The sequence below is a fragment of the Bacillus nitroreducens genome (assembly GCF_964021195.1).
In genome coordinates, this window is sequence record NZ_CAXHYI020000003.1 from 2,561,428 (window position 1) to 2,574,214 (window position 12,787).

Sequence of the window (12,787 nt, forward strand, 5' to 3'; positions counted from 1 at the left end):
AATGTAAATATATAATAAGAACACATAAAGATTTTTCGACAAAACCAAAGTTTCATCAAGATAATATGGCGGTTTAAGTCGAAATCTTAAGTATAATGGAGAATAAATTATTTTTCAAGAAAAATTCCCTATTTTTTTAAAAAAATAAAGGAATTCTTATTGCATTGTCGAAATCTTACTTTAGAATAAAAATATGGATAAAATTTGCGGATTTATGTTTGAGGAGGAAATAGTGTGAAGAAAATAAATGTTTTTATTGTTGATGATAATCGAGAACTGGTTAATTTACTTGATGAATATTTATCCAGCCAAGATGATATTGAGGTTGTAGGTGTTGCGTATAACGGTCAGGATTGCTTAAATATGCTCCAGGAAAAACAACCAGATGTTCTCGTCTTAGATATTATCATGCCTCATTTAGATGGATTAGCCGTATTGGAGAAATTGCGTGAGTCTGGTCTTGAAAAACAGCCAAATGTCATCATGTTAACAGCTTTTGGTCAAGAAGATGTGACGAAAAAGGCCGTCGATTTGGGTGCAGCCTATTTCATTCTTAAACCATTTGATATGGAAAACCTGGCTAGTCGAATCCGTCAAGTCAGTGGAAAATCAACGCCAATTATTAAAAGAAATCCTACATCAAATCCTGGTGTTCGTCAGCAAGAAAACAGCCCAAAAAATTTAGATGCGAGCATTACGAGTATCATTCATGAAATTGGAGTTCCTGCGCATATCAAAGGTTATTTGTATTTGAGAGAAGCTATTTCAATGGTCTACAATGATATTGAATTATTAGGTTCAATTACTAAAGTTTTATATCCTGACATTGCAAAAAAATTCAATACAACGGCTAGCCGAGTAGAGCGTGCAATTCGCCATGCAATTGAAGTAGCATGGAGCCGTGGTAATATCGATTCCATTTCAAGTTTATTTGGATACACGGTAAGTATGTCAAAAGCAAAACCAACAAATTCAGAATTCATTGCAATGGTTGCTGATAAACTCCGTCTAGAGCATAAAGCTTCCTGAGAGGGTAAGGAGTAGTTTGTACTGAACGAATAGAATACACTTCACACAAGTAAGCACCGATTTCAATTGAAAACGGTGTTTTTTTCGAAAAAAGGAGATTGTCTATGACGAAGACCGAAATATTTGGGCATAGAGGAGCAGCAGGAACCCATCCTGAAAATACAATGATTTCGTTTAAAGAAGCAGCAAGAGTTGGTGCTGATGGAATTGAATTAGATATCCAAATGACAAAGGATGGAGTTATTGTAGTAATCCATGATGAAACGGTAAAACGAACCACAAATGGTAAAGACAAGGGATGGGTTAAGGATTATACACTAAAGCAAATTAAGCAAATGGATGCTAGCTATAAGTTTAAAGAACAGTATGGAACGTGCGAAATTCCTACTCTTGAAGAAGTATTTGAGTGGGCTAAGAAAAATCAATTGTTACTAAATGTTGAATTTAAAACAGGTTTGGTATCCTATAAAGGAATTGAAGAGAAAACACTAAAAATGATAGATGATTATGGTCTTGAGAAGCGGATCGTCTTGTCCAGTTTTAATCATTATAGTTTAGTTAAATGTCGGCAACTTTCGAGTACCATTGATTTAGCCGTTTTATATATGGAGGGACTTTATGAGCCTTGGGACTATGCAAAACGTCTGAAGACAAACGGAATTCATCCATACCATAAAACGATAAATCAAGAAATTGTGAGCGGATCAATACAAAATGGCATTGCGGTTCGTCCATTTACAGTAAATGATGAGAATAAAATGAAGAAATTGATTGACTTCGGGTGTTCGGCTATCATTACTGATTTTCCTGAAAAGGCGATTTCTCTAAAGAAGGCGTATGGCTGAAATGTTGTTAACTGATTAAACGCCCTTTTTCAATTTACATAATTAAATAAAATAATCCTGCCTAAAAATGCAGGATTATTTATTTTGCTCGCTGACAGGCGGGCTTTCTTTTAGTTGTTGTTGGAATTTTTGTTGAACTTTATTTCGTTTCCGATCGCGATAAAGGATAAATCCGCCGATAAAAGATAGACCTGCAATAAAGAAAATTAAACCGATAACAAATTGTAACATTAAATTTGGGATTGGATTGTGTAATATACCAAAGAACATATCCCTCATAAATTTAATTCCCACTCCGGCAACAACACCTGGTATTAATAGCACAATTAGAGCTAAGATACGCTGCATAATATAAAATCCTTTCAATTTAAAACTACGTTGGACTACTACATATTTAAATGTAAGCTATTAAAAAAATTTGTCAAGAAGAAGCTTTTTGGTTAATATATAGGTATGCATGATATTGCAAATTGAAATTATAATGTGTGTAAAAAGTTGCATGGTTTACGTTTATTATATATAAAGTATGCACTCTGCGCTGAGGTCACTCGGCGAGCTGTTCTTAAAAGGTAACGTAATGATGTAACTTTCTCGCTGGTTGGTCTAGTGTTTGCTGGGGTCGTACAAAAATCAACATCGTCTCAAGATAATGAAGTAGTTAATCGATTTTCACATCAATGCGCTTGCGCATTTGTTAATTGGAGGTGACAAGGAATGCAAAAGGTTATGGTAGATTTGATTTTAGATTCAACTCATGATGGTATGATTGTCATTGATATCAATAGCCAAGTCATCTTACTAAACAATAGTGCATCAAGGATGATTGGGGTCACCAAGGAAGAAGCCATTGGAAAACATATCTATGAATGTATTCCTGATAGTAAACTTCCTGATATCCTTAAGTCCCGAGCTGTTGAAGTGAATCAAGAATTTGTATTAGATAATGGACGTAAAATTATTACGACTCGAATTCCGATGATCAATGATTCAGGGATGTTATTAGGGGCTTTTGCTGTTTTTAAAGACATTACTGAAGTTGTAAATCTTGCCGAAGAAATTACAAATTTAAAAGAGATACAGACAATGCTTGAAGCAATTATCCAATCCTCGGAAGAAGCTATTTCGGTTGTGGATGAGCATGGTCGTGGCATACTAATAAATCGTGCATACACACGAATCACGGGGCTTGAAAAAGAACAAGTCATTGGGAAACCTGCAAATGCTGACATATCAGAAGGTGAAAGTATGCATATGCAGGTGTTAAGGACAAGAAGACCTGTAAGAGGCGCTCGCATGAAGGTGGGACCTCATGATAAGGATGTCATTGTAAATGTAGCTCCAATCATTGTAGATGGAAAACTCAAGGGAAGTGTCGGCGTCATTCATGATGTATCTGAAATTAGTCAACTAACATCTGAATTAAATCGTGCTAGACACATTATCCGTTCGCTTGAAGCGAAATATACATTCGATGATATAATTGGATCTTCTGAAGAAATGGAATTTGCAATTGAGCAAGCAAAACTAGGTGCGAAAACGCCTGCTACAGTTTTACTTAGGGGCGAATCTGGGACTGGAAAAGAATTGTTTGCTCACGCTATACATAATGAAAGTAAGAGAAAATTTAATAAATTTGTTCGAGTAAATTGTGCCGCTATTTCAGAATCGCTTTTAGAAAGTGAACTTTTTGGGTATGAAGAAGGGGCTTTTTCTGGGGCGAAACGCGGTGGAAAGCGCGGTATATTTGAGGAAGCAAATAATGGCAGTATTTTTTTGGATGAAATTGGAGAATTACCATTAAACACCCAAGCGAAATTATTAAGGGTATTGCAGGAAAAAGAGATCGTACGGGTTGGGGGAACTAAGCCGATTCCAATTGATGTGAGAATTATTGCTGCTACTAACGTAAATTTAGAAAAAGGAATTGGAAATGGAACCTTTAGAGAAGACCTGTATTATCGCTTAAATAAGATTCCGATTTTTATTCCGTCATTACGAATGAGAAAACAGGATATTAAACCACTTGCAGAGCACTTATTACATAAAATCAATCAAGATTACGGACGAACAGTTGAAGGTTTAACACAGGAAGCCATTCAATATTTAATGAGGTATGATTGGCCTGGAAATGTTAGAGAGTTAGAAAATGTCTTAGGTAGAGCCGTAATCTTTATGAACTATCAGGAAAGACTAATCGATGTGCAGCATATCCCATCATTACATAATTCATTGGAGGATGCTCCAGCCCAAATTGCACTTGCTGAATCGGAAATCAAAGATACTCCACTTTCAGACTTGGTGGAAAAATACGAAGCAAAAGTGATTGCAGAAGTATTGAAATTAAATGGTGGAAATAAAACGGCTGCTGCTAAATCCCTAGGTATCTCACTTAGGAGTCTTTATTATAAGTTGGAAAAATATAATCTTGCAAATTAAAGCACGCAAAAATTTGCAAAAAATGCAATGGGTTGCACAGTAAAGCTAAAGAAACATGAAGGTTTTAAAGCGCTTTCAATATTTTTAGGTTGGCACGCTTATTGCATGATATAAAGATGCAACATGCGAAGGAATACTATAAAAAAGAAGGTAAATCCAAAATGAAACTAAAAGATCTTCTAGAAAGTGCCGCAGGACAACCGCTTATATCTGTAGCAGTTGCAGCTGCTGAGGATGAAGAAGTACTAGAAGCTGTTATCGACGCTGTGAATCACAAACTTGCTACATTCTTGCTGTATGGTAATCAAGAAAAAATAAACAAAATCTTAACTGCTAAAAACGAAAAAATAATGGCAAGCGTAGGGGTTGAAGTGGTACACACAGAGTCACGGGATGAGGCGGCGAAGGCCGCTGTCAGTGCCGTTCATTCTGGTGAGGCAAATGTTTTAATGAAAGGCAATATCCCAACTTCTACACTGTTAAAAGCAGTTCTGAATAAAGAATTTGGACTGCGAACAGGGAATGTCCTATCACATGTGGCTGTCTTTGAAGTCCCTGGATTTGATCGTTTTGTTATGGTTACAGATGCCGCAATGAACATCGCACCAGGACTTCAGGAAAAGGTGCAAATTTTAAATAATGCTGTAGGTGTGGCAAACTCTATCGGGATAGATGTTCCTAAAGTAGCACCTATTGCAGCAGTAGAAGTAGTAAATCCAGCAATGCAGGCAACTTTAGATGCGGCTGCCCTAACTCAAATGAATCATCGAGGACAAATTCAAAATTGTATTGTCGATGGGCCGTTAGCTCTTGATAATGCCATCTCTATTCATGCGGCCGAGCATAAAAGAATTACAAGTGCTGTGGCTGGACAGGCTGATATTTTGCTAGTACCAACAATTGAAGTTGGAAATGCATTATATAAATCATTAGTGTATTTTGCTAAAGCAGAGGTAGGGGCTGTTATTGCAGGTGCACGTGCACCAATCGTATTAACATCTCGGGCTGATTCTGCAAAAAGCAAATTGTATTCATTAGCTTTGGCGGTATGCACCGCCAGAAAATAAACGTGATAGTCAATCTTGGGGAGGAACTTACACAATGGAAATCTTTTCTTATATGGAAAAATATGATTATGAACAATTAGTATTTTGTCAGGATAAACAATCAGGGTTAAAGGCGATAATCGCCATTCATGATACAACTTTAGGACCTGCACTTGGTGGTACACGTATGTGGACTTACGCTTCAGAAGAAGATGCCATTGAGGATGCGTTAAGACTGGCTAAAGGAATGACCTATAAAAATGCAGCTGCTGGACTGAATTTAGGTGGGGGTAAAACCGTTATTATAGGAGATCCTCGTAAAGATAAAAATGAAGAAATGTTCCGTGCGTTTGGTCGTTATATTCAAGGTCTGAATGGACGCTATATTACAGCTGAAGATGTTGGGACAACTGTTGCAGATATGGATATTATCCACGAGGAAACAGATTATGTAACAGGAATATCGCCTGCATTTGGTTCGTCAGGGAATCCTTCTCCTGTAACGGCATTTGGTGTCTATCGTGGCATGAAGGCTGCTGCAAAAGAAGCATTCGGTACTGATTCATTAGAGGGTAAGATTATTGCGGTCCAAGGTGTAGGGAATGTAGCTTATACCCTGTGTAAATACCTTCATGAAGAAGGAGCGAAACTAATTGTAACAGATATAAATAAAGAAGCTGTAGAACGAGCTGTAAATGATTTTGGTGCTACGGCTATAGACCCTAATGATATTTATAGTGTGGAGTGTGACATCTATGCCCCGTGTGCACTTGGTGCAACAATAAATGATGATACAATTCCTCAGTTAAAAGCGAAAGTGATTGCAGGTTCTGCCAACAATCAGTTAAAGGAATCACGTCATGGTGACATCATTCACGAACTAGGTATTATCTATGCCCCAGACTATGTGATTAATGCAGGTGGCGTAATCAATGTTGCTGACGAATTATACGGATATAACCAAGAGCGTGCGCTTAAAAAGGTAGAAACTATATATGACACAATTGAAAAAGTAATTCAAATTGCGAAAAGAGATGGTATTCCAACCTACCAGGCTGCAGATCGCTTAGCAGAGGAACGAATCGAAAGAATGAGAAATTCACGAAGCCAATTTTTACAAAATGGACACCACATTTTAAGTCGCAGATAAAATGAAGGCCCTAATTCCTGTTAGTAGGTGGTTCTAACCATCTACAGCAATTAGCATTAGCTTTGATCTTGAGTGCTAATGGTTAAAAGTTAGACATAAAACAAGGAAACGGTTGGAAATGCGTAAAAGACGCATTTCCCTCTTTCCTTTTATCAGTTGATACAAATGTAGCACTGATTTCAAACTGGAGGTATCACTATTGCAGGAGATGGAATATCGAATACTAGTTATCAATCCAGGATCAACATCAACAAAAATTGGTGTCTATGATAATGAACGGTCTGTATTTGAGAAAACGATTAGGCACGACCGTTCAGAATTACATGCATTTGAAAATATAATTGACCAATACGAATTTAGAAAAACAACGATACTTGAAACGTTAGATAATGAAGGCATTAATATATCTAAGCTAAGTGCTGTCTGTGGGAGAGGTGGCTTATTGAAGCCAATCCAAGGTGGGACCTACAAAGTAAATGATGAAATGCTTAACGACTTACGGATTGGATATGCAGGTCAGCATGCTTCCAATCTAGGTGGAATCTTAGCATATGAAATTGCCTCAGCCCTAAATATTCCACCATATATCGTCGACCCTGTCGTTGTGGATGAGCTTGACCCCATTGCTAGAATATCAGGCTTTGAAATGATTGAGAGAAAGAGTATTTTTCATGCTTTAAATCAAAAGGCTGTTGCAAGAAGGGTTGCAAAAGATTTCGGAAAAAACTATGAAGAAATGAATTTAATTGTAACCCATATGGGCGGTGGAGTCACAGTCGGAGTCCATAAGAATGGGAAAGTGGTAGACGTTAATAATGGATTGCATGGGGATGGACCATTTAGCCCAGAACGCGCTGGGACTGTTCCAGCAGGAGACCTAATTGACTTGTGTTTTTCTGGTCAATATTATCGCGAAGAAATCATGAAAAAACTTGTAGGGCAAGGTGGCCTAGTTGGATATTTAGGAACGAATGATGCTCTTACGGTTGAAAAGATGATTGAAAATGGCGATGAAAAGGCGAAATTAGTCTACAAGGCAATGGCATATCAAATTGCAAAAGAAATAGGGGCAGCAAGTGCAGTCTTGTCAGGGCGAGTCGATGCCATTATTTTAACTGGCGGATTAGCATATGGAGATGAGTTTATTACTGAAATCTCAAATCATGTGAACTGGATCGCTGATGTTATTGTTCAGCCTGGTGAGAATGAATTGCAAGCATTAGCAGAGGGTGCCTTACGGGTACTGCGGGGGGAAGAGAAGGAAAAAGTGTATCCGCAGGAAACAGCGATAACCCCTGTCTTTAAATAGGAAGGTGAGTAGGTTATGTCAAAGGAATACGATGTAGTTATTTTAGGAGGCGGAACAGGAGGATATGTTGCTGCCATTCGTGCCTCACAGCTCGGATTGAAAGTGGCCGTTGTTGAACGAGGAAAACTTGGTGGAACCTGTTTACATGCAGGATGTATTCCAAGTAAAGCCCTACTACGAAGTGCTGAGGTTTTTGCTACAACCAAAAAGAGTGAAGAATTTGGTGTAATCGCAAAAGATGTGACCCTAGATTTTTTAAAAGTACAGGAGCGTAAGAATAAAATTACCGAACAGCTTTTTAAAGGTGTTCAGCACTTGATGAAAAAAGGAAAAATTGATGTCATAGAAGGTTATGGCCGAATTTTAGGACCGTCTATTTTTTCCCCAATGCCTGGAACTATTTCGGTTGAGATGAACAATGGTGAAGAAAATGAAATGCTCATTCCAAAAAATGTCATCATCGCTACTGGGTCTAGACCAAAGTCATTACCTGGACTTGATATTGATGGGGAATACGTGCTAACTTCAGACGAAGCTTTACAAATGGAAAGTCTGCCTAAATCGATTGTAATAGTTGGTGGAGGCGTTATTGGTATTGAGTGGGCTTCGATGTTACACGATTTCGGGGTTGAGGTAACTGTCCTGGAATATGCGTCAACAATTCTTCCGACAGAAGATCACGAAATATCGAAGGAAATGCAGCGCTTGCTTAAGAAAAAAGGAGTAAAAATTGTTACAGGTGCGAAAGTATTACCTGAGACCCTTGAAAAGGGAGATGGAATTACAATCCAAGCTGAAAAAAATGGCGAAACAAAATCGTTCTCTGCAGAAAAAATGCTCGTTTCTGTTGGTCGGCAGGCAAATGTTGAAAATATTGGCCTTGAAAATACGGAGATTGTCTTGGAAAAAGGCTATATTGAAACGAATGAATTTTTTCAAACGAAAGAATCTCATATTTATGCAATTGGGGATGTAATTGGAGGTTTACAACTCGCGCATGTTGCATCCCATGAGGGGATTGTTGCTGTCGAGCATATTGCAGGAGAGAACCCAGCACCTATTGATTATTCGCTAGTATCAAAATGTGTATATAGTAGCCCGGAAGTAGCAAGTGTTGGTTTTACAGAAGAAGAAGCAAAAGAAAAAGGCTACACAGTAAAAAAAGGTAAGTTCTCTTTCAGGGCGATTGGAAAAGCTTTGGTGTTTGGTGAATCGGATGGATTCGTAAAACTTGTCGTTGATGAAGCAACTGATGACTTATTGGGGGTTCATATGATTGGTCCACATGTGACAGATATGATCTCCGAAGCTGGATTAGCGAGAGTACTAGATGCCACTCCATGGGAGGTAGCACACACGATCCACCCACATCCAACATTGTCTGAAGCAATAGGGGAGGCTGCTTTAGCCGTTGATGGAAAAGCAATACACGCATAAAGTTCAATACTTTTAAATATTTTTTATTTACTAAGGTTGTCCAAACCTACGTACACTATGATTTTTAAGGAGGTCATTATATGTCCGAAAATCGTCATCAAGCATTGGGATTAAGTGATGAAACGGTTCTAGAAATGTATGAAACCATGCTATTAGCAAGAAAAATAGATGAAAGAATGTGGTTGTTAAACCGCGCTGGAAAAATTCCATTTGTTATTTCATGTCAAGGCCAAGAAGCGGCACAAGTTGGGGCAGCATTTGCTCTTGATCGTGAAAAAGACTATGTATTGCCTTATTACCGTGATATGGGAGTTGTTCTCACATTTGGAATGACAGCTAAGGAATTAATGTTATCTGGTTTTGCTAAGGCAGAAGACCCGAACTCAGGTGGACGCCAAATGCCTGGTCACTTTGGACAAAAGAAAAACCGCATCGTAACAGGTTCTTCTCCTGTAACAACGCAGGTACCACATGCAGTAGGTGTGGCTCTTGGCGGAAGAATGGAAGGTAAGGATTTGGTTACGTTCGTTACGTTTGGAGAGGGCTCTTCTAACCAAGGAGATTTCCATGAAGGCGCGAACTTTGCAGCAGTTCAAAAACTACCTGTTATCTTTATGTGTGAAAATAATAAATATGCCATTTCTGTACCTTATGAAAAACAGGTTGCTTGTGAAAAAATTTCTGACCGTGCGATTGGATATGGAATGCCTGGGGTGACAGTTGATGGAAATGATCCACTTGAAGTCTATAGAGTCGTTAAAGAAGCAGCAGATAGAGGTCGTCGAGGAGAGGGACCAACTCTAGTTGAAACGATCACCTATCGATTAACTGCTCATTCATCTGATGATGATGATCGGGCCTATCGTGAGCAGGAAGAAGTCGCAGAAGCGAAAAAGAATGACCCAATTCTATCATTCGCAGTTTATTTGAAGGAAACTGGGGTTATGGATGATGCAAAACAGAAGGAAATCGAAGATCGGATTGCAAACATTGTAAACGAAGCAACGGATTATGCTGAAAATGCACCATATGCTAACCCAGAAGATGCTCTTAAATATGTATATGCATAAACCAGTAAGGGGGAAAAAGAATGCCAGTAATTTCATATATTGATGCCGTAACAATGGCAATTCGTGAAGAAATGGAACGAGATCCTAAAGTATTTATATTGGGAGAGGACGTAGGAAAAAAAGGTGGAGTCTTTAAGGCGACTTCTGGACTTTATGAGCAATTTGGTGAGCAACGTGTAATGGATACCCCACTAGCTGAATCAGCGATTGCTGGTGTTGGAATCGGTGCAGCTATGTATGGAATGAGACCTATTGCTGAGATGCAGTTTGCTGATTTTATCATGCCTGCTGTAAATCAAATAATCTCTGAGGCTGCTAGAATCCGTTATCGTTCTAATAATGATTGGACATGTCCAATCACCATTAGAGCTCCATATGGAGGAGGCGTACACGGGGCACTTTACCACTCTCAATCAGTCGAAGCTATTTTTGCTAATCAGCCTGGACTAAAAATTGTCATGCCATCAACCCCTTATGATGTGAAAGGCTTATTAAAGGCTGCTATTCGTGATGAAGATCCAGTCTTATTTTTTGAACATAAACGAGCATACCGTTTAATTAAAGGTGAAGTACCAGATGACGACTATGTTTTACCAATAGGAAAGGCAGATGTCAAACGTGAGGGTGACGACATAACAGTCATTACCTATGGATTATGTGTTCATTTTGCTCTTCAGGCTGCAGAGAGACTGGCTAAGGATGGAATTCAAGCACATATCCTTGACTTGCGTACAGTATATCCACTTGATAAAGAAGCGATTATTGAAGCTGCTTCTAAGACAGGTAAAGTCTTACTTTTAACGGAAGATAATAAAGAAGGAAGTATTATGAGTGAAGTTTCAGCAATCATTGCTGAACATTGTTTATTTGACTTAGATGCTCCTATCAAACGACTTGCTGGCCCAGATGTACCTGCAATGCCATACGCGCCAACTATGGAAAAGTACTTCATGGTCAATCCTGATAAAGTCGAAAAAGCAATGCGAGAACTTGCAGAATTTTAACTTTATGCGTACTTGATTTTTGTGTAGCTATACCGAGGAGGTTTTATGAGTGGCAACTGAAAAAATTACAATGCCCCAGCTTGGAGAAAGTGTAACAGAAGGAACTATAAGCAAATGGCTTGTAGCTATAGGGGATAAGGTAAACAAATACGATCCATTAGCTGAGGTAATGACGGATAAAGTGAATGCGGAAGTACCTTCCTCTTTTTCGGGTACGATAAAAGAACTTATTGCCGATGAAGGAGAAACGTTAGCGGTAGGTGAAGTTATCTGTGTCATTGAAACGGAAGGGGGTTCAACTGAAGAGTCAACACCAGATGTTAAACAAGAAACTTCTGTAAGTAGTGCAAATACTGCGAAAGATCCGAGTGATACATCAAAAAAATTAAGATATTCACCTGCTGTCCTAAAATTATCTCAAGAACATAATATTGATCTTACAAAAGTAAATGGGTCTGGTGCGGGTGGAAGAATTACACGCAAAGATCTGCTTACAATTATTGAATCTGGACAAATTCCAACGGCTGGTCAACAAGCTGAAGTCAGCAAAACGCAGGCAACAAGTCAAGAAACTACCAGCACGCCTTCAAAAGTACAGGTACCAAATGTACCTGTAGCAGCTGGTGATGTTGAAATCCCAGTGACAGGTGTTCGAAGGGCCATTGCTACTAACATGCTCCGAAGTAAGCATGAAATTCCACATGCTTGGACAATGGTAGAAGTAGATGCAACAAATATGGTTGCCTACCGAAATGCTCTTAAGAATGAATTTAAGCAAAAAGAAGGCTTTAACCTAACATTCTTTGCCTTTTTTGTAAAAGCTGCTGCACAAGCGTTGAAGGAATTTCCACAAATTAATTCAACATGGGCAGGAGATAAGATTATTCAGAAGAAGGACATCAATATTTCAATTGCAGTTGCTACTGAAGATGCTCTATTTGTTCCGGTTATAAAGAATGCGGACGAAAAATCGATTAAAGGAATCGCTAGGGAAATCTCAGAACTCGCTGCTAAAGTGCGGGCTGGAAAACTTTCTGCTGATGATATGCAAGGCGGTACGTTTACGGTAAATAATACAGGTTCATTTGGTTCTGTTCAGTCCATGGGAATTATAAATTATCCACAGGCCGCTATATTACAAGTCGAATCAATCGTACAACGACCAGTTATTATTAATGGCATGATTGCTGTTCGAGATATGGTGAATCTCTGTATGTCACTTGATCATCGTGTATTAGACGGGTTAATTGCCGGACGTTTCTTAGCACGAGTCAAAGAAATTATTGAAAATACATCAAAAGAAAATACATCCATTTACTAAAGACACTGTTTACGCAGTGTCTTTTTTTGTTTTATGTCACTTGAGATTCACGCTAGTTTGAAATCATCCAGGATGTGTAGGATTTATAAATTCCGCGAAACATACACGCTGCAAGTTAAGTATGTATTGGTAGGGAGGTT

General features: G+C 38.5%; 11 protein-coding genes. 10 read left to right on the top strand and 1 reads right to left on the bottom strand.

Annotation, left to right across the window (positions count from 1 at the left end; all coding sequences use genetic code 11):
- Positions 1 to 234: 234 nt before the first annotated feature.
- Complete coding sequence (spo0A, locus tag ACWPVE_RS16300; protein WP_453995123.1) at positions 235 to 1,029, top strand: sporulation transcription factor Spo0A; 795 nt, start codon at positions 235 to 237, stop codon at positions 1,027 to 1,029.
- Between the two features lie 104 nt (positions 1,030 to 1,133).
- Positions 1,134 to 1,874, top strand: a complete 741-nt coding sequence (locus tag ACWPVE_RS16305; RefSeq protein ID WP_453995125.1) for a glycerophosphodiester phosphodiesterase — start codon at positions 1,134 to 1,136, stop codon at positions 1,872 to 1,874.
- Between the two features lie 75 nt (positions 1,875 to 1,949).
- Here the strand turns inward: ACWPVE_RS16305 and ACWPVE_RS16310 are convergent, their stop codons facing one another.
- A complete protein-coding gene (locus ACWPVE_RS16310) occupies positions 1,950 to 2,222 on the bottom strand; it encodes a DUF2627 domain-containing protein (RefSeq protein WP_453995127.1) in 273 nt (90 codons plus the stop codon).
- 366 nt (positions 2,223 to 2,588) lie between these two features.
- Here ACWPVE_RS16310 and ACWPVE_RS16315 point away from each other — a divergent pair, with 366 nt between their 5' ends.
- The 8 genes from ACWPVE_RS16315 to ACWPVE_RS16350 all read left to right on the top strand — a co-directional run bounded on the left by ACWPVE_RS16315 (position 2,589) and on the right by ACWPVE_RS16350 (position 12,647).
- Positions 2,589 to 4,310 carry a sigma 54-interacting transcriptional regulator gene (locus tag ACWPVE_RS16315; RefSeq protein WP_453995129.1) on the top strand — a complete coding sequence of 574 codons (1,722 nt, stop codon included), beginning with the start codon at positions 2,589 to 2,591 and terminating at the stop codon, positions 4,308 to 4,310.
- Between the two features lie 161 nt (positions 4,311 to 4,471).
- A complete protein-coding gene (gene yqiS / locus ACWPVE_RS16320; RefSeq protein ID WP_453995131.1) occupies positions 4,472 to 5,377 on the top strand; it encodes a phosphate butyryltransferase in 906 nt (301 codons plus the stop codon).
- A 34-nt stretch (positions 5,378 to 5,411) separates the two neighbouring features.
- The gene (bcd, locus tag ACWPVE_RS16325) at positions 5,412 to 6,506 is read left to right on the top strand and encodes a branched-chain amino acid dehydrogenase (protein ID WP_453995133.1); all 1,095 of its coding nucleotides are present in this window, start codon (positions 5,412 to 5,414) and stop codon (positions 6,504 to 6,506) included.
- A gap of 199 nt (positions 6,507 to 6,705) precedes the next feature.
- Positions 6,706 to 7,815, top strand: a complete 1,110-nt coding sequence (gene buk / locus ACWPVE_RS16330) for a butyrate kinase (RefSeq protein ID WP_453995134.1) — start codon at positions 6,706 to 6,708, stop codon at positions 7,813 to 7,815.
- 15 nt (positions 7,816 to 7,830) lie between these two features.
- Positions 7,831 to 9,252, top strand: a complete 1,422-nt coding sequence (gene lpdA, locus ACWPVE_RS16335; protein WP_453995135.1) for a dihydrolipoyl dehydrogenase — start codon at positions 7,831 to 7,833, stop codon at positions 9,250 to 9,252.
- Between the two features lie 80 nt (positions 9,253 to 9,332).
- On the top strand, positions 9,333 to 10,322 hold the full coding sequence (locus ACWPVE_RS16340) for a thiamine pyrophosphate-dependent dehydrogenase E1 component subunit alpha (RefSeq protein ID WP_453995137.1): 990 nt from the start codon (positions 9,333 to 9,335) through the stop codon (positions 10,320 to 10,322).
- 20 nt (positions 10,323 to 10,342) lie between these two features.
- Positions 10,343 to 11,326, top strand: a complete 984-nt coding sequence (locus tag ACWPVE_RS16345; protein WP_453995139.1) for an alpha-ketoacid dehydrogenase subunit beta — start codon at positions 10,343 to 10,345, stop codon at positions 11,324 to 11,326.
- A gap of 49 nt (positions 11,327 to 11,375) precedes the next feature.
- Entirely contained in the window at positions 11,376 to 12,647 is a 1,272-nt protein-coding gene (locus ACWPVE_RS16350; RefSeq protein ID WP_453995141.1) for a dihydrolipoamide acetyltransferase family protein, read from the top strand.
- The last annotated feature ends 140 nt before the right edge of the window (positions 12,648 to 12,787 follow it).